Origin of the sequence: Actinoplanes sp. NBRC 103695, from assembly GCF_030269485.1 — a bacterium.
Taxonomy (GTDB): Bacteria; Actinomycetota; Actinomycetes; order Mycobacteriales; family Micromonosporaceae; genus Actinoplanes.
This window is the reverse complement of sequence record NZ_BSTL01000042.1, coordinates 39,446-57,136: the sequence shown is the minus strand read 5'-3', so window position 1 is coordinate 57,136 and position 17,691 is coordinate 39,446. Positions and strand designations below refer to the sequence as shown.

The window sequence follows — 17,691 nt, the reverse complement described above, 5'->3', positions numbered from 1 at the left end:
TCAGCCAGCGGAGCTCCAGGTTCAAGGGCGTCTTAGAGTGACCACCCTCTATACCGGAGCTCCGCTGCTCTATGCCTCAGACACGCCTTGACGATCCACCCGACCGCCTAACTGAACGGCGTTGGGATTAGCCCTGACGGCTTTGGGTAGTTCGAGGTTCTCACCGAAGGAGATCATTATGCGACTCAGTGACGAGGACATCACCGCTGGCGGCGGCACGTCGGGCGAGGGCCCGGCGGACGGCGGCGCCAACCCGGCCGGCCACGACGGCGGCGCGGACGGCAGCGCCGGCGAGGGTCCGGCCGACGGCGGCGCCAACCCGAACGGCCACGACGGCGGCGCGGACGGCAGCGCCGACGAAGGCCCCGCGGACGGTGGCGCGAACGCCGCCGGGCACGACGGTGGCGCCGACGGCTCCGCCTGAGCTGTGCTCTCCCGCCTGATCGCCACCGACCCGGCCAAGTTCGCCGACGCGTACTGGGGGCGCCAGCCGCTCCTGTCCCGCGCCGGCGAACTGCCGGGCGGGGGCTTCACCGACCTGTTCTCCCCCGCCGACGCCGACGAACTGCTCAGCCGCCGCGGCCTGCGCACCCCGTTCCTGCGGGTCGCCGACCGCGGCACGGTGCTGCCGGCCACGCGATTCACCGGGTCCGGCGGCTCCGGCGCGGAGGTGGGCGACCAGGTCGCCGACGACAAGATCCTCCGCCTGTACGCCGAGGGCGCGACGCTCGTCTTCCAGGGCCTGCACCGCATCTGGCCGCCGCTCATCGACGCCATGCAGGAACTCGGCGGCGAACTGAACCAGCCGCTGCAGGTGAACGCCTACCTGACGCCGCGCGGCAACCAGGGCTTCAGCACCCACTACGACACCCACGACGTGTTCGTGCTCCAGGTCGACGGCACCAAACGCTGGATCATCCACGAGCCGGTGCTGCCCGAGCCGCTGGAGGAGCAGGCGTGGGGCGGCCGCAAGGACGAGGTCCAGGCCACGGCGGACGGCCCGCCCGCCCTCGACGTGGTCCTCGAGCCCGGTGACGCGCTCTACCTGCCGCGCGGGTGGCTGCACGCCGCCGCCGCACAGGACGCGCGCTCCCTGCACCTGACGGTCGGCGTCCGGGCGTTCACCCGATACACCCTGGTCGACGAGTTGCTCCGGCTGGCCGCCGAGGACGAGCGGCTGCGGGCGACCCTGCCGTTCGGGATCGACCTCACCGATCCGGAACAGGTCGCGCCGGTCCTGGCGGACGCCGTGGCCGCGCTGCGGGACTGGCTGCCCACGGCCGACCCTGAATCGGTCGCCGACCGGCTGCGCGCCCGGGTGTGGCCGGCCACGCGTCCCGCCCCGATCGGCCCGCTGTCCCAACTGGACTTCGCCGAGGCGCTGAGCCCCGACGACCGGATCGTCGCCCGGGGTGGCCTGCGCTGGCGGGTCGCCGAGGACGGGCCCGAGCACGTGGTGCTGCGACTGTCCGGGCACACGCTGCGGTTCCCGGCGTACTGTGCGCCGGCCGTGCGCATGGTGCTGTCCGGCGAGACGTACCGGGTCGGCGATCTGCCCCTCGACGACGACGCGGACCGTCTGGTCCTGGCCCGCCGCCTGCTCCGCGAGGCCGTGGTGGTTCCCGCCCCTTCACCCGGCCGGTAGATTGCCCGGGTGCCTGACTTCCTGCGGGACGCACTGCGGATCCTGCGGGTGGAGCCACGGGAGGACGGGCGCCGGCTGGAATCGCGGTCAGGCGCCGGCGTCCACCCCGTCACCACTGCCGAAGGCGACGCCGCGTACCTGAAGATCATGCCCGGCACGCTCGGCGCGAGGGAGCTCCGCTTCTATCGCGAGGTGGCGCCGGGCGCGCCGGTCCGCACGCCTGCGCTCCTCGGCCACCTCGAGACCGATGCGGGGGTCGCGCTGCTGCTGGCCGCGGCCGGCCAGACCCTGGACGTCGACCGGTGGACGCCCGGGATGTGGGTCGCCCTCGGGCGCGACCTGGCGGCGCTGCACGAGATGCCTGGGAATTGGGCCGGACCGGACGAGCTGGGTGGCGTCGACCACGCGGCGGCCGCCGCCTACTGGGGGCCTGACTTCGACGGCGTACTGGCCGGCGCGGACCGGCTGTGGGACGCCATGGCCGCACCGGCGCCGGTCTTCGCCCACGGCGACTGCCACACCGAGAACATCACGCACGTCGACGGTTCGCCCGTCTTCTGCGACTGGCAGAACGCGGGCACCGGCCGGGCCTCGGCCGACCTCGCCCTGCTGTCGGTGCGCGCCACACCGGCCGGCGTGACAGTGCCTCCGGCGCTGCTCGACGCCTACCTCGCGGGGCGCTCCGGTCCGGCCGCCGAACTGCGGCGCGCGATCGTGGCGGAGGAGCTGGCCGTGCTGCTGTTCCTCTGGCCGCGGTACGCCGGCTACAACACCGCGGAGGGCAACGCCCGGATCCGCGCCCGGGCGCTACGGCTGGCCGAGGTGTAGGTCGTGTCCCGAAAGTCAGCCGAGTGCGAGGCGAGGTCCAGAGTGTGGCCGCCCCCGGGGCACGACCTAATCGTCCAGCAGGTCGATGAGTGTGGTGGCGTTGCGCTGGGCGTAATCGCTGTAGCAGTTGTTCATGAACACCTGCGTCGTGGCGGTCTGATCCGCCAGCTCCTTCAGGCGGGGCGCCCACTCGGCCAGCTCGGCGGGCGAGTATTCGTACCCGAATTTCTCGTGGATGTCCTTGCTCGTCCATTTGTCGCTGTGCCCGTGGAAGCGGACCACGGCAAGATCCGCGGTTGCCGCCACCACCGGCGGGACCGACGATTTGTGGCCCTGCGGCATGTCCACGCTGACGAACGGAAGCTTGTGGGCGCGCAGGAAGTCGAGCGTCTCGTTCTGGTTGGCGCCCTCGAACCAGGAGGCGTTGCGCAGCTCGAAGACCGGTCGCAGCGGCTTGCAGCGGGCCGCCACCTCGAGCATGTACTCCTTGTTGGACTTGCGGATGCCGAACCACGGCGGGAACTGGAAGAGCAGCGCGCCCAGTTTCTTCGCCTCGACCAGCGGGTCCAGGGCGCTCAGGAAACGGGACCAGATCTCCTCGTACACCTGAGGCTGCAGGTCGCCGGGGTAGACGTTCTTCTTCGCCGTCTCGGGGCGCAGATCCTTGTAGATCGAGCTGACCTTCGTCGGGTGCCCGGTGAGCAGGCTGAACGCCTTGATGTTGAAGGTGAACCCGGCGGGTGTGCGCTCCGCCCACAGCCTGGTGGTCTGCTCGCTGGGCGGGCCGTAGTAGGTGGCGTCGACCTCGACCACCGGGAACTGCCTGGCGTAGTAGGCGAGGCGCTTCTCCGGGTTGGTCGCGGTCTGCGGGTACCAGCCCGAGTCGAGCAGCGTGCGGTCGGTCCACGAGGCGGTCCCGACCTGGATCTTCCCCATCAAGGCACGGTATCCCGGATGGGAGAGGTCCGCCGCTCCTGTCGGGCTGTCGGGCGGACCGGACTGGAAAGGTCCGCCGCTCCGGTCGGGCGGACCGGACTGGAAAGGTCCGCCGCGCTGTCGCGGCGGACCCCCTCGACGTTGCCTCGGCCCGGGTCAGCCGGCTCGGCGCTCGCGCGTCGACTTGCAGGCCACGCACGTGGTGGCCGACGGGAACACCTCGAGGCGCGCCACCGGGATGGGCTGGCTGCAGCTCTCGCAGTTGCCGTAGGCGCCCTCGTCGAGGCGCTGCAGGGCGAGTTCCGCCTGCTCGCGCCGGTCCAGGAGGGTGCGCAGCAGCGACGTCGCCGCGTCCCGTTCCGCCGTCTTGGACCCGCTGTCTGCCTGGTCGTCGCCGGCGGCGTCGCCGATCTCGACGAGGCGCAGCTGGTGGTTGTCCGCCACGGCCTGGGCGTACTCGGTGTCGAGCGACTCGAAGCGCTCCCGGAGCACCACCCGGATCTGCTCGGTCTCCTCCGCGGAACGCCCCTTGACGGCACTCTTACCCGCGATCACAGCTCCATTGACGAGCATGCGTTCCCCCTGCCCTTCCCTCTGCCCCTTGCCGGTGGGTTCCCCCGCAGATGACTCCACACCGTGGAGCCGCCTGATACCCACCGCCGAAGATCCCAAACCGGATCTTCGCTGAAAAGTAGTCGGAGCATAACTGTCCGTACTGGTTTCCGCCATGGACCCGGCTAACAGGTAGTCCTGCCGCAGGTCACGGGCTTGTAGAACGTCCAGTGGCTGGACGGGGAGAAGGCCCTCAGAGGCGGTCCAGGACGAGCGCGGGACGTGCCGGATGGTCCATCCGGACCACCACGTCGGCGAAGGAGGCGGGGTCGACCTCAGACCCATAGCGGGCGTACGCGGGGAGCGTCCAGGCGTCGTCCGGCGCGGTCCGCCGGGCCAGCGCCGCCGCGGAGAGTTCCAGGTGCACGGTCAGGTCGAAGGGCAGCCCGCCGCCGAGCAGCAGGGCGCCGCTGACGATCACGATCGCCCCGGCGGGCAGATCGGAGTAGGGCTCGCGGGTGGCCCGGTCGGTGACGGCGTTCCAGAACCGGGTGATGATCTTGCCGGTGCCGCCCGGGCCGGCCGGGTCGAGCACCTCGCGGCGCAGGCTCGGCTCGTCGACCCAGCCCTCGTAGAACGAGTCGGGGTTCGTGCGGCCCGTCTCCAGCCGCACCGAGGCGGGCCGGAGGAAGTCGGCGGCGTCGATCCGCACGGCGGGATGCCCGCGCAGCCGCAGCGGGTCCACCAGGGCGTCGGCGAGAGCCGCCGGGCCGGCCACGGGAGCGCCGTCGACGGCCACGCGCAGGTGCGCCGGCTCGTCGCGCTGAACGGCGGCCCCGCGCGGGCGGGCCTGCTGCTCACGCTGGGCGGCGGCCAGGCGGTCGGCCAGCTCCTCGACCAGCGCGTCCGGCGAAACCGGGCGTACACGCACTCTGACGCCCTTACTGCCGGGTCAAGATCACGCTTCCCGCGCACCCGCTCGTCGGGGTGCCGCGGCTGGACCACCGCGCCCGCGGACGACCGCTCCGCTGGGCGGGGTGCCGCGGCTGGACCACCGCGCCCGCGGACGACCGCTCCGCTGGGCGGGGTGCCGCGGGGTGGTCAGTCGTGGGGGCGGACCACGATGTTCGCGTCGTCGGCCAGGCGGTAGCCCACGCCGTAGACCGTGGTGACCAGCGGGACCTGCGGGCCCAGCTTGAGCCGCAGCCGGCGGACGTGCACGTCGACCGTGCGCTCGCCGGTGTGCTCGTAGCCCCACACGCCGGCCAGCAGCTGGGCGCGGGTGAAGACGCGCCGCCGGTTGGAGGCCAGGAACTGGAGCAGCTCGAACTCGAGGCGGGTCAGCGGCAGCGCCTCGCCGTCGACCAGCACCTGCCGCGAGGAGATCAGCAGGCTGACCTCCGGACCCGCGGCGGGCGTGGCGGCGAGGTCGGCCGGCAGCAACGCCGCCGGGCCCTCGGCCACCTGGCCACCGGCCTCGGCGAGGTCGCGGACGGCGTCGATCAGGCGCTGCGCCTCGGGGCTCAGCTCCTGCTCGGTCATCGGGATGGTGATCGTCAGCGTCAACGAGGGCGCCGTCGCGGGTGTCTCCACCTGCGGGAATGACGTCGGCTCGGAAGCGCGGCGGGCTGCCGGGACACGCGCGGCCCTCGTGCTGTGCCGCCCCGATCGTCCCTTCAGTGCCGTGACCGGCATGACAAACCCTCCCCAGTGCCCGCATGAATTGGCACCGGGGAAAATGCATTTCCGATGCCACACAACCGCGCAAACAGTAGCGCGATCAAAGCCCGCCCACAGTCGGGTATCACTCGTTCTCGTGTGCGATTCTCGTCACGGTTCAAACTTTTTCTTAATGGTCGGTCAACGGGAGACGCCAGCCGGGGACGGATGGCCACCGTACGGTAAGAACCACCGTTTCCTCGTCACCCGCGCGCCATGAATGGTCCTCGCCCGGACCCCAGACCACATAGTCACCGGGCTCACGGAGAACCACCGTGCGATCACGCAACTCGATGTCGAAGGCGCCGCGGATCAGTACCAGCAGCGCCGTCCGGGTCTCGTCGGTGGCCCAAGCGGCTCGCTGATCACCCGGCGGATGCACGCCCCACTTGACCTCCACCTCGCGCGAGTGGAGAAGATCGCCGTCGGGCATGAAATGACCCAGCAACCAGCCCTGGTTGGCGGCGCCGTCCGCAACGGCACGGCCGACATAGACGCTGTCACCCACCCCGGAAGGCTACCCTTCGGCCTATGGCAGACGACGGTGCGGGCGAGGCCTCCGCGTTCCTGGCGGCGCTGACCGACGAGCAGGTGGCGGTGGCGCAGCGGCCGTTCGACGACGGCGAGCGACGCTGGCTGGAGTACCGCCCGCAGTACCGGCCCGGGCTGCTGCTCGCCGACATGGGCCAGGCCGCCCGCAAGGCCGCGCACCGGCTGCTCGCCACCGCGCTGAGCCCTCCCGCGTACGCGCAGGCGATGGCGGTCATCGCGCTCGAGGAGGTGCTGGACCGCCGGGAGGACTGGTCGCGCGGCCGGCACAGCGAGGACTACCGCGCGATCGTCTTCGGCACGCCGTGCGACGACCGGTGGGCGTGGCGGTTCGAGGGACACCACCTGTCGGCGACGGTCACCGTGGTGGACGGCGTGATCTCACCGGCGCCGATCTTCCTGGGCGCCAACCCGGCCCGGGTCGACCTGGCCGGCCGCCCGGTGCTGCGGCCGCTGGGCATCGAGGAGGATCTGGGCCGCGCCGTCCTCGAGGCCCTGCCGAAGGATCTGCGGGACCGGGCGATCGTCGACGACCGGTCGCCGTTCGACATCCACTCCGGCCCGCGGCCGTCCTCGTCCCGCCTCGAGCCGGCCGGCCTGCCCCGCGGCGACATGCCCGGGAACGCCGGGAACCTGCTGGACGAGCTCGTCGAGATCTATCTCGGCCGGTCGGCGCATCCGTTGAAGACCGGCAACCTTCACTTCGCGTGGGAGGGGCCGCCCGGACCCGGCGTCGGGCACTACTACCGGATCCAGGGCGACGACCTGCTCATCGAGTTCGACAACACCACCGCCGACGGCAACCACGCGCACACGGTGCTGCGGCGGCCGCACGGCGAGTTCGGCGGCGATCTCCTGGCTGCCCACCACGGCAGCCAGGAGCACTAGTCAGCTGCCGCCCGCGGTCAGGCGACGGCCGACCGCCGCGATCAGGCGGTCCAGCTCGGAGCCGAACGGGTTGTCGTGCACCAGGTAGGTCCAGGTGGCGCTGGGCCGCACGATCTCCGCGCGGTCCGGCTCCCAGCCGTCCGTCAGGTCGACGTCCTCGAAGGTCTGCAGGGTGCGCGCCTCGATCTCGGTGAACACCTTCTGGAAGGCGGGCACCGCGGCCCGGTGGAACTCGTCCAGCGGGTCCAGCTTGCCCAGCGCGCGCAGGTGCACGCCCTCGCGGACCTCGGACAGCTCGGCCAGGTGCTCGGCCCACAGCCGGTCCAGGTGGAACAGCGCGATCGACCGGGCGGCGTCGGAGAGCACGTCCTCGTCGATCTCCTTGGCCTTCTCCGGCGCCCGCTCCAGCAGCATGATCGTCGCCACCTCGGAGGTGAGCAGCCGCTCCCGGCGCTCGGCCAGCGCCACCCGCTGCTGCTCGATCACCACGCTGTACCGCCAGGTGTTGCGGTGGATCTCGTGGTTGACGCCCTCGGCGACGCGCTGGGCGTGCTCCACGGCGTACTCCACCGTGTCGTCGTGCACCACGCCGTCCATGTCCATCCGCGGCGAAGCCGGCAGGATGTCGCCGGCGTGCCGGGTGACCAGGTTGTCCTCCAGGCTGACGAAGAACACCGAACCGCCCGGGTCGCCCTGGCGGCCGGCCCGGCCACGGAGCTGGTCGTCGACGCGGCGGCTGTCGTGCCGGCCGGAGCCGATCACCAGGAGGCCGCCGAGCTCCACGACCTTCTCGCGGTCCTTCTCGTCCGAGCCACCCAGCCGGATGTCGACACCACGGCCGGCCATCTGCGTGGAGACGGTGACCGCGCCGAGCGCGCCCGCCTCGGCGATGATGGCCGCCTCCTCGGCGTCGTTCTTCGCGTTCAGCACGTTGCTCGGCACGCCGGCCGCGGCCAGCTGCTTGGCCAGCAGCTCGGACGCCTTCACGTCCAGGGTGCCGATCAGGACCGGACGACCCTTCTCGTGGGCGATCTTGATCTCCTCGACCAGCGCCCGGTCGCGGTCCTCGTGCACCGAGTAGATGCGGTCCGGCTCGTCCTCACGGATGTTCTCGGTGTTCGGCGGGATCACCGCCACCTCGAGCTTGAAGTACTCGCGGAGCTGCTCGCCGACGTGCACCGCCGTCGCGGTCATGCCGCACACCGTCTTGTACAGAGCGATGTACGCCTGCACGGTGATCGTGTCCAGCACCTCGCCCTCGGCGGTCGCGGTCAGGCCCTCCTTGGCCTCCACCGCCGCCTGCAGACCGTCCGGCCAGCGCCGCCGCTGAGCGACCCGGCCACGCATCTCGTCGATCAGCTCGACGGTGCCGCCGCCGGCGCCGTTGTCACGCACGATGTAGTCCACATCCCGGCGCAGCAGCGCGTGCGCGTGCAGGGCGACATTCACCGCCGACAGCTGGGTGACGTTCTCGTCGGCGTACAGATCGATCTCGAGCTTCTCCTCGAGCTTCTTCAGGCCGGCGTCGGTGAAGGCGACACTGCGCCCGTCCTCGGCGACCTCGTAATCCTTGCCGGCCTTCAGCACGCGGACCAGCGCGGCGGCGTCCAGCACCGGGTCGGCCTCGGCGGTGATGTTGCCCGCCAGCACCATCGGCACCCGGGCCTCGTCGATCAGGATCGAGTCGGCCTCGTCCACGATGCACGTCGCCAGCTCACGCTGCACCCGGTCGGCCACGTCGGTGACCAGCTGGTCGCGCAGGTAGTCGAAGCCGGCCTCGGACACCGACACGTAGGTGACGTCGGCCAGGTAGGCCTCGCGCCGCTCCTCGGGGGTGGACGCCTCGGTCACCCAGCCCACGGAGAGGCCGAGCAGGGTGTAGATCGGCTCCATCCAGGTCGCGTCGCGGCGGGCCAGGTAGTCGTTGACGGTCAGGATGTGCACCGGGCCGTGACCCGTGCGGACGTGGCCGTACGCGGCGATCGTCGCCGTCAGCGTCTTGCCCTCACCGGTGGCCATCTCGGCGACCTTGCCGGAGAGCAGAGCCATCGCGCCGAGCAGCTGCACGTCGAACGGGCGCTCGTCCAAGGCCCGCCGGGCCGCCTCACGCCCCACCGCGCAGATGTCGGTGTAGTCCTTGGCCTCGGCGGCCTTCGCGGTCAGCGCCTCGTCGTCCAGCTCCTTGAGGTCGTCCTCGAGCGCCTCGATCGCCGGCAGCCGCTTCTCGAACGGCGCAAGATCGACCGTCGTGCCCGGACGCTGCAAGAACTTACGAAAACGAGTCTTCAACCGCTGCGACACACCCATGGCCGACTACGGTACTTCACTTTCCTGGACGGATGGTGTCGACTCCCGGCACCAACAGCTGATGCGTCGCGAGCTCGTGATAGAGCGGGCTGGTGGCGAGCAGTTCCTCGTGCGTACCCGTGGCAACCACCCGCCCCGCCTCCAGCACCACGATGCTGTCCGAGTCGATCACCGTGCTCAGCCGGTGAGCCACCACGAGCAGGGTCCGGTCCCGGGCAGCCGCGCCGATCGCGCCCCGCAGCGCGGCCTCGTTGCGGGCGTCGAGATTGCTGGTCGGTTCGTCCAGCAACAGGATCGGGGCGCCGGACAGGAGCGTACGGGCGATCGCCAGGCGCTGCCGCTCACCGCCGGACAGCAGCACGCCGCCCTCGCCCACCTGCGCGTCCAGGCCCTCCGGCGTCCGGTCCACCAGGCCGGCCAGGTTGACCTCGGCCAGCACCGCGAGCAACCGGGCGTCGTCCGCGTCCGGCGCGGTCAGCAGCAGGTTGTCGCGCAGCGTCCCGGCCAGCACCGGCGCCTCCTGCTCGACATAACCCAGCCGCCGGCGCAACGCGTCGCGGGGCAGATCGCGGATGTCGGCGCCGCCCACCCGGATCGTGCCGCCCGTGACGTCGTAGAACCGCTCGATCAGCTGCAGCACGGTCGACTTGCCCGCGCCGGACGGGCCGACCAGAGCGACCCGCGTGTGTCGATCAACCGTGAACGCGACCTTGTCGAGCACCGGTGTCTCGTCGTACGCGAAGGTGACGTTGTCGAATTCAATCCCGTCCGCGGAGGGCATCTCATCTGACTTGTCGTCATCGGCCTCGGCCGGCAACTCCAAGATCTCCTCGATCCGGCGCAACGCCCCCAGCCCCGTCTGCACCTGCGTGTACGCGTTCAGCGCCTGCCCCAGCGGCTGCACCAGGAAGAACAGGAACAGGATGAACGCCACCAGATCACTCACCCCCATCGCGCCGGACGCCACCCGGGCGCCACCCGCACCCAGCACCAGCAGGAACGCGCCCTGAATGGCGGCATTCGCGGCCGGCAAGATCAAGGCGCGCAGCCGCGCGACGCGTACCCCCGCCTCGAAAGCCCGATCCGCGCCCAGCCCGACCGCCTCGGTCTCCCGCTCCTCCGCGCCCGACGCGCGGATCGTCCGCGCAGCGGAGATCGCCCGCTCCATCGACGAGGTCATCTCCCCCAGCCGCGCCTGCGCCTCCTCCGACAACGGCCGGATCCGCCGCGACACCACGATCGCGATCGACATGCCCGCACCCAGCGCCACCACCGCCACCCCGAACAGCACCGGATCCAGCACGATCATCGCGACCGTCGCCCCCGTCGCCAGCACCACGCCGGACACCAGCTCGAACAGCCCCGACGTCACCACCGCCCGGAACAAGGTGGTGTCGGCGCCCACCCGGGACAACAGGTCACCGGTGCGGCGCCGGTCGTACTCGACGATCGGCAGCCGGATCAGATGCGCGGCGAGCCGGCGGCGGGTACCCAGAACCAGCCCCTCGGCCGTCCGCTGGAGCAGATAGTCACGCAGCCCGCCGAGCACCGCCCCCACCAGCAGCAGGCCGGTCAGCAGCAGCACCACCCCGCCGATCGGCCGCCGCCCGGTCAGCCCGTCCAGAACCTCCCGGACCAGCACCGGCTGCGCCAGCATGGCCAGCGCGCCGACCAGCGACAACGCGGCCACGAGGGCGAGCGTCCCGCGGTGCCGGCGCAGATACGGCACCAGTGTTCTCATAGGCTGAAGATTAGGTGGTTTGCGCACCCGACCGTGCGGGCAAGAGGTCCCGGCACTGTGCAACGAAGGGGAGCGGATGTCGAGCCAGCTGGTCTGCCGGCCGGAACGGGACCTGCCGGTGGCGGTCCTCCGGGTCCGCGGGCGGCTCGACGGCCTGACGGCGAACGCCCTGCGCACCGCCGTACGCCGCTGCCTGGCCCCCCAGCCGGAAGCGCTGATCGTCGATCTGACCGGCACCGAGGTCGCGGACCCCCGAGCACTTGACGTCATCCCCGACCTGATGGGCGAGACCGCCGAATGGCCCAACGTCCCGGTCGTCCTCTGCGGCGCCGGCGGCCACGAGATCACCCACCCGCAGATCTCCTACGCCGCCGGCGCCGACAGCGCGATCAAGGACATCGCCGACGAGCCCGAACCCCGGCGGATCCGGGTACGCCTCCAGCCCGTACCCGACGCCTGCCGCCAGGTCCGGCAGCTCGTCATCCAGGCCTGCTCGTCCTGGCACGCCGGCGAGGCCGCGTCCACGGCGTCCCTGGTCGCCACGGAACTGGTCGCCAACGTGGTCCGGCACGCGCACACCACGATGGAGTTCACCCTCGGCCTGCGCGACAACCGCATCTGCCTGACCGTCCGCGACGGCAGCCGGCTGCTGCCCCGACCTTTGGACCCGGCCCTCACCGAGTCCGGAGGGCGAGGGTTGCGCCTGGTCCGGGCCCTCACCCAGTCCTGGGGCGTCCACCCCTACGCCGACGGCAAGGTCGTCTGGACCCACCTCGGCCTCGCCTGACTCCGCCTTCCCCGGCCGGCGGCGTTCCCCGGCCCGCGACTCTCCCCGGCCCGCGACTCTCCCCGGCCCGCGACTCTCCCCGGCCCGCGACTCTCCCCGGCCCGCGACTTTCCCCGGCCAGCCGCTCGACATGGCCCAACCCACGGCTCGGCCATCCCGGCTCGCGGCTCAACCTGCCCAGCCCGGCCGCGGCTCGGCCTCAGGCTCCAACCTCTCGTTTCGGCGGCCGACCTCGGCGGCCGACCTCGGTCATGACGAAGGCCGTGGCATTTCGCTGCCACGGCCTTCGTCATCGCTCGCTGATCAAATCGCTCCGGACCGGTCACTCAGGCGCGGGGCGGCGCGGGAGGCCGCTCGGCGCTTCTTCGTCGTCCGGCGCGCCCTCGCTGCGCGGGGCACTCTCGCTGCGCGGGGCACTCTCGCTGCGCGGGGCACTCTCGCTGCGCGGGGCACTCTCGCTGCGCGGGGCACTCTCGCTGCGCGGGGCAGCGGGAGCGGCAGGCGGGGTGGTGGCCCGAGGCAGTCCGCTGGGTGCGGCCTCCGGGTTGTCCGGCCCATTCTCCGGTACGGCCTGAGCACCCTCCTGTACGGCTTGGGCACCCACCTGTGCGGCTTGAGCACCTTCCGATGCGGCCTGAGCGCCTTGCGGGACGGCTTGAGCGCCTTGCGGGACGGACTGGGCGCCGCCGGGGGCCGAAAGCCCCGACGGGGCACCGACAGCCGGGACATGCTCGCCACCCGGGCGGGCGCCGACCAGCCCCGCGAGGCCCGAAGCCACATTGCCCAGCCCCGCCGAGGACTCGCCACCGAAGTCGCCGGACTGGTCGGCCGGCGCCGCGCTCGCGCCGGGGAAGCTCGGCCCGGCATTGCCAGGCTGAGCCGCACCCGGATAGCCCGGTCCAGCGTTGCCGGCCTGCTGCCCGCTCGGGGGCCGATTGAGCTGCCCCATCTGAGGAGGTTCGAGCGGCGGCCGATTCGGCCGTCCGAGCGGCGCGGTAGCGGCCTGCTGCCCGGAAGCCATCTCCCCCGCCCCCGGACCACCCGCCCCCGGACCACCCGGCCCCGGACCACCCGGCCCAGCCGGACCAGCCGCACCGCCCGGACCGGCCGAACCCGGACCAGCCGAACCTCGACCGGACACGACCGGCGGCCCTCCGAGACCCGGCCCGACCCGGCCACCCTGACTCGGTCCGCCGGCACTCTGACCAGGCCCGACAAGGCCACCTTGGCCTGGCCTGGCGGGCGCACCCTGGCCCGGCCCGGCGGGCGCACCCTGGCCCGGCCCGGCGGGCGCACCCTGGCCCGGCCCGGCGGGGGTGGCCGGACGGTTGAGCTGGCCCATCTGCGGAGGCTCCAACCGTGGGCGGTTGAGGTTGGCCGGTGGGGAAGCGGCGGGTCCAGCGCCCTGCCCCTGTTCCCCCGGTCGGGCTACGGCGGGCTCACCGGGCCGTCCGAGATTCGGTCCACTGTGTCCTGTGGTCGAACCTGCCTGACCGAGCCCCGTCCCGCCGGGATGTGCGTCTTCCCGGCCGGGACCACTGCCTGCTGGGCGGCCGAGGCCCGACGAACCTGGCGTCCCGGCCGCGCCGCTCAACCCGGAAGCAAGCCCTCCGGTCCGACCCGATCCGGGTGAGGCCGGCTGGCCCGGCGCGGTGGACTGACCTGGGCCGGCGGCACCACGCTCCGGGCTGTGGCCCACGCCGGGCTGCGCGGCCGGGCCGGTGCCGGGCTGACCGGATCCCGGAGCGCTCGGCTTGCCGAGACCGGAGGCGGCAGGCTGTCCGAGACCGGAGGCGGCAGGCTTGCCGAGGCCGGGACCGGGCGCGGCCGGCTGACCGAGGCCGGGCGCGGCCGGCTGACCTAGAACGGGACCGGGACCGGGAGCTGGGGCGGGCGGCGGGCCGAAGCCGCTGCGGGACTGGGCGAAAGGGCTCTGCGGCGCGGCGCCGGGCTGGCCGGGAGTGGGTGCGCCGCCGGGCGGTTGGGTGGGGGCGCTGTTGCCTGCTGGGCGGGGTGTTCGGGTGAAGTTCGGGGCGTCCAGTGGGCGGTTCTGGCGGTCGAAGATCGGCGGGCCCAGCAGGAGCGGGTCGATGTTCTGGGTCTCTCGTTCCGACAGGGCAAGGGGTTCGGGGATGGCCGGGGGCTCGGGAGTGGCCGCGGGCTCGGGAATGGCCGGGGGCTCGGGAATGGCCGCGGGCTCGGGAATGGCCGCGGGCTCGGGAATGGCCGCGGGCTCGGGAATGGCCGCGGGCTCGGGGATGCGGGTGTGTTCGAGGGCTTCGGCTCGGCTGGCGGATGGCGGCTCGGGGTGCGGGGACGAGAAGGACAGGCCGCTCGGCTCGTCCTCGGTGAACGGCCGGCCCGGCTCGTCGATGCCCCCGGTGGTGGTGTCACGGGAAGGTGGGCCGCCACTGACGCCGAGATCCGCGGCGGTGCCTGGGGCCGACTTCAATGCTGTGGATGGTGCGGTCGGGCCGGCGTCGGCGAGCTCGGTGCGGTCGGCTTCGGTTGCGGTGACTGTGCCGGGGGACGGAGTGCTGTCTTTGCGGAGGTCCGGGACGTCGGCTGCGGGCGGGATCGGGCCCTGGTTTCCTGGTGCCGGTGTACCGCTCGGACTGCTGACCGAGGGCGCCGAAGCGCCGCTCGGCACGCCTACACCAGGCGCCGAAGCGCCGCTCGGCACGCCTACACCAGGCGCCGAAGCGCCGCTCGGCACGCCTACACCAGGCGCCGAAGCGCCGCTCGGGGCGGTCATGGTGCCTGCGGCGGCGCCCGGCGCGGCGATGGGGCCGGCGGGCGGGGGCGCGGCGAGGATGCCGGGTGCGGTCGGACTGCCGGCTTCGGGAAGAGGACCGGCGCCGGGCTTCGTCAGGCCGCTCGGTGCGGCTGCCGGCTCAGGTTCGGCGCCGGAAGGGCCGGGGGAGTTCGCGGACGCCGCTGAGCCGGCGCCGGGGGCCGCGATCGGCCAGGAAGCAGGGCGCTGCCCCGGGTCGGGCCCAGGAGCGGGCTTGGTGGGCTCGTCGAGCAGGCTCGAGGCCGGAGCGCCCGGTGCGGAAGGCCGGCCCAGATCCGGCGGGGCGAGGGCGGCGCTGCTCGCGGCAGCAGCGGCCCCCTCGGGGGCGGTGAAGGAGACGCCGGTCGGATAGCCGGTGGGATGGGCGCTCCGAGGGCCGGCCGCAGGAAGGCCGGCGGACTGGGCGCCCAGGGGACCGGCGGCGGGATAGGTGCCCGGATCGCTGTCCGACACGGTGCCCGGAGCGGGCTGGCCGCTCGGGAAGCCGGCAGCGGGCTCGCCGCTCGGGAAGCCGGCAGCGGGCTCAGCGCTCGGGAAGCCGGCGGCGGGGAAGGCTTCGGCGGGCTGGCCCAAGGGGGTGCGGCCGCCCAGAGCCTGCTGGCGGGCGGCGTCGATGAGGCCGGAGGATTCGGCCAGGCCGGCGGCGAAGAGGACTTCGGCGGCGGCTCGGCCGGAGGGGCAGGGCAACGGCTCGCCGCAGACGGGGCAGTTGATCATACCCTCGCGGGGGCCTTCGCCTCGGGCGTGGGTCTCCAGCATTTCGCGGGCGGTCAACGCCAGGACGCTGTCCGGTTTGACGATCGTTGCCATGCCTTCAGTCCCCCGTAGTAGGCCGCGCGCAGGTCGAGGTCAAGTTCACCGCCTCGGGAGAGTGCGCGTGCCCGTTTCCGGCAATCCTCAGCCGCACGGCGGACACCACGGGCACCGGCAGGCGCAACCACGTGGGAACAACCCGGCGGAGGGCGCGCGGAGCGTGACCGGCGACGGCGGCGGGGCCCGGAGGGCGGGACTCCGCTGTGCGCGTACCCCATCAACGGTTTTCACGAAGTGAAGGGGTCATTCACTCACTGCGATTAAATCGTGACTCTCCGTACGATTGGGGAACACCCAGGAGGTGATCCCCATGGACGACACCGAGCTGTACCGCGAGCAGATCCTCCGGCACGCCGGTCCCGTCATCACCGGCCGCTTCGTCGGCTTCGGCGCCGCCTACACCCGCGAGATCAAGGTGGGACAGCCACTCGTGCTGGCGGTCTTCGTCGCCGCCACCGTCGCCCGGCTGATCGGCGCGCTGATCCGGCTCAAGGGCGTGCACCGGACGCTCAAGGACCTCAAGAAGGGTCCGGAGTTCCTGGTCACGCCGGTCATGCTGAAGGACGATCTGGGCCAGCGCTACGAGGTCGAGATGCACGGGCACCTGGCGATGTCGGCGCTGCACCGCGGTGATCTGGTCCAGCTGCGGACCCAGCCCCAGGACGACCCCACCCTTCCGGTACGCCTGACGAGCGTGCTCAATCTGACCACGATGCAGCCGCTGACGCCGCGGGTACCCACCATGTGGTCGCACATCGGTCCGGCGTTGCTGATCCAGGCCGCGCTCGGGCTGACGGTGGCGATCGTGGCGACCACGGCCTGGATCATCAGGTAGCTACAGCCTCCCGAGCGGGACGACGCGGGCCATCGCCAGGTCGCCCGCGTCGTTGGGGTGCAGGTGGTCGCCGCTGTCGAAGGCGGGCAGGATCCGCGCCGGGTCGGACGGGTCGCGGGTGGCCGCGTCGAAGTCGGCCAGGTTGGCGCCGAACTCGGTGCGGATCCACGTGTTGACCGCCACCCGGGTGGCCTCCAGTTCCGGCGACCACGTGTACCAGCCGCGGAACGGCATGATGGTCGCGCCGACCACCTTGAGGCCGCGCGCCCGCGCCTGCGCGGTGATCTGGGCCAGGCCGGCGATGATCTGCTCGGGGTCGGTCTGGTGCGGGTCCTGCTGGATGTCGTTGACCCCCTCGAAGAGGATCACGGTGCGCACGCCGGCGCGCTCCAGGACGTCCTGCGGCAGCCGGGTCTGCGCGCTCTCGCCGCACGACTGGTAGATCGTGTAGTTCGGGTAGCCGCAGTCGAGCAGCACGCGGTTGCCGCTGATGCCGGAGTTGGCGATGCCGTAGTCGGGCTGCGCCGAACTCGCCAGCCGCGCGGCCAGGTAGTCGGTCCAGCGCCGGTTGGCGTTGAAGGTGGAGGTGACGCCGTCGGTGATCGAGTCGCCGAGCGCGACCACGGTGCCGGGGCCGCCGACCACGTCGACGCCGCTGACGTAGTGCCAGACCTGGGTGCGTTCGCCGAACGCGGTGGCCGAGGTGTCGGCGGCGTGGTCGGCGGGGCCGCGGCTGAACACCGAGTCCTGCATCGCCGCCGGGTGGTAGGTGACCGTGCCGGAGGGCTCGGGCGTCCAGACGCTGACCAGCAGGTCGCGGTCGGCCGCCACGCGCAGGGTCACCGGGTCGCTGACGGCGTCGGCGCCGGCCGGGACGGTGAATTCCCGGCGGCCGCTGAACAGCACGTCGCGCAGGGTGCCGGCCACCGCCGAGCCGTCGCTCTGGTCGATGCTCCCGTCGCGCCGCCCGCCCGCGTGCGCGGAGACCGCGACGGTGACGTGGCCGAACAGCACCGGTCTGGTGCCGTAGCGGTTGGACAGGTGGATCCGGACCTTGTTGCCGCCCGCGGTGGTGTGGACGACGTTCCGGATGGTGAAGCCGACGTACCCCTGCTGGACGCCGCCGACCGCCGCGGCCGGAGCGGTGGCCCAGGCGGTGGTCCAGGTAGAAGCGGCCGATGCCGGGGTAGGTAGAGCGAGGACGGAGAGGGCCGCAGCCGCGGCTAGGAAGCGCATAGTGACGAGTTTCGATGCCTACCTTCGGGTTTGTAAAGGTGGCGCCCGCGGTACCGGCGTT

The 17,691-nt window shown here is 72.5% G+C and carries 15 protein-coding genes; 6 read left to right on the top strand and 9 right to left on the bottom strand.

Going from position 1 to position 17,691, the window contains the following annotated elements:
- Positions 1 to 178 precede the first annotated feature (178 nt).
- From QSK31_RS43740 to QSK31_RS43730, 3 genes are read left to right on the top strand one after another with little or no spacing between them, the layout of a single operon-like run.
- A complete protein-coding gene (locus tag QSK31_RS43740) occupies positions 179 to 424 on the top strand; it encodes a hypothetical protein (protein WP_285690930.1) in 246 nt (81 codons plus the stop codon).
- Positions 425 to 427: 3 nt separating this feature from the next.
- On the top strand, positions 428 to 1,645 hold the full coding sequence (locus QSK31_RS43735; RefSeq protein ID WP_285690929.1) for a cupin domain-containing protein: 1,218 nt from the start codon (positions 428 to 430) through the stop codon (positions 1,643 to 1,645).
- A 9-nt stretch (positions 1,646 to 1,654) separates the two neighbouring features.
- Positions 1,655 to 2,473 carry a phosphotransferase family protein gene (locus QSK31_RS43730; protein ID WP_285690928.1) on the top strand — a complete coding sequence of 273 codons (819 nt, stop codon included), beginning with the start codon at positions 1,655 to 1,657 and terminating at the stop codon, positions 2,471 to 2,473.
- Positions 2,474 to 2,539: 66 nt separating this feature from the next.
- Here QSK31_RS43730 and QSK31_RS43725 read toward each other — a convergent pair whose 3' ends face one another.
- The 5 genes from QSK31_RS43725 to QSK31_RS43705 all read right to left on the bottom strand — a co-directional run bounded on the left by QSK31_RS43725 (position 2,540) and on the right by QSK31_RS43705 (position 6,188).
- A complete protein-coding gene (locus QSK31_RS43725; RefSeq protein WP_285690927.1) occupies positions 2,540 to 3,409 on the bottom strand; it encodes a DUF72 domain-containing protein in 870 nt (289 codons plus the stop codon).
- A 156-nt stretch (positions 3,410 to 3,565) separates the two neighbouring features.
- Entirely contained in the window at positions 3,566 to 3,982 is a 417-nt protein-coding gene (locus QSK31_RS43720; RefSeq protein ID WP_285690926.1) for a TraR/DksA family transcriptional regulator, read from the bottom strand.
- 232 nt (positions 3,983 to 4,214) lie between these two features.
- Positions 4,215 to 4,892, bottom strand: coding sequence for a nucleoside/nucleotide kinase family protein (locus QSK31_RS43715; protein ID WP_285690925.1), 678 nt, complete (start codon positions 4,890 to 4,892; stop codon positions 4,215 to 4,217).
- Positions 4,893 to 5,062: 170 nt separating this feature from the next.
- Complete coding sequence (locus tag QSK31_RS43710) at positions 5,063 to 5,656, bottom strand: winged helix-turn-helix domain-containing protein (RefSeq protein ID WP_285690924.1); 594 nt, start codon at positions 5,654 to 5,656, stop codon at positions 5,063 to 5,065.
- Between the two features lie 154 nt (positions 5,657 to 5,810).
- Positions 5,811 to 6,188, bottom strand: a complete 378-nt coding sequence (locus tag QSK31_RS43705; RefSeq protein WP_285690923.1) for a cupin domain-containing protein — start codon at positions 6,186 to 6,188, stop codon at positions 5,811 to 5,813.
- 23 nt (positions 6,189 to 6,211) lie between these two features.
- On the opposite strand from QSK31_RS43705, the gene QSK31_RS43700 reads away from it, so the two are divergent.
- On the top strand, positions 6,212 to 7,117 hold the full coding sequence (locus QSK31_RS43700) for a DUF3500 domain-containing protein (protein ID WP_285690922.1): 906 nt from the start codon (positions 6,212 to 6,214) through the stop codon (positions 7,115 to 7,117).
- Here the strand turns inward: QSK31_RS43700 and secA2 are convergent, their stop codons facing one another.
- Together secA2 and QSK31_RS43690 are read right to left on the bottom strand one after the other, a co-directional pair.
- Positions 7,118 to 9,424 carry an accessory Sec system translocase SecA2 gene (gene secA2 / locus QSK31_RS43695; protein WP_285690920.1) on the bottom strand — a complete coding sequence of 769 codons (2,307 nt, stop codon included), beginning with the start codon at positions 9,422 to 9,424 and terminating at the stop codon, positions 7,118 to 7,120. It lies immediately after the preceding gene.
- A gap of 16 nt (positions 9,425 to 9,440) precedes the next feature.
- On the bottom strand, positions 9,441 to 11,165 hold the full coding sequence (locus tag QSK31_RS43690) for an ABC transporter ATP-binding protein (protein WP_285690919.1): 1,725 nt from the start codon (positions 11,163 to 11,165) through the stop codon (positions 9,441 to 9,443).
- 76 nt (positions 11,166 to 11,241) lie between these two features.
- Between QSK31_RS43690 and QSK31_RS43685 the strand changes: the two genes are divergently transcribed.
- Positions 11,242 to 11,952 (top strand): ATP-binding protein, encoded by a 711-nt coding sequence (locus QSK31_RS43685; protein WP_285690918.1) that lies wholly within the window; start codon positions 11,242 to 11,244, stop codon positions 11,950 to 11,952.
- Positions 11,953 to 12,274: 322 nt separating this feature from the next.
- On the opposite strand, the gene QSK31_RS43680 is transcribed toward QSK31_RS43685, so the two are convergent.
- Complete coding sequence (locus QSK31_RS43680) at positions 12,275 to 15,556, bottom strand: hypothetical protein (RefSeq protein WP_285690917.1); 3,282 nt, start codon at positions 15,554 to 15,556, stop codon at positions 12,275 to 12,277.
- Between the two features lie 313 nt (positions 15,557 to 15,869).
- On the opposite strand from QSK31_RS43680, the gene QSK31_RS43675 reads away from it, so the two are divergent.
- Positions 15,870 to 16,394 (top strand): hypothetical protein, encoded by a 525-nt coding sequence (locus QSK31_RS43675; RefSeq protein ID WP_285690916.1) that lies wholly within the window; start codon positions 15,870 to 15,872, stop codon positions 16,392 to 16,394.
- Here the strand turns inward: QSK31_RS43675 and QSK31_RS43670 are convergent, their stop codons facing one another.
- Positions 16,395 to 17,630, bottom strand: coding sequence for an SGNH/GDSL hydrolase family protein (locus tag QSK31_RS43670; protein WP_285690915.1), 1,236 nt, complete (start codon positions 17,628 to 17,630; stop codon positions 16,395 to 16,397). It abuts the gene before it with no gap.
- Positions 17,631 to 17,691 lie beyond the last annotated feature (61 nt).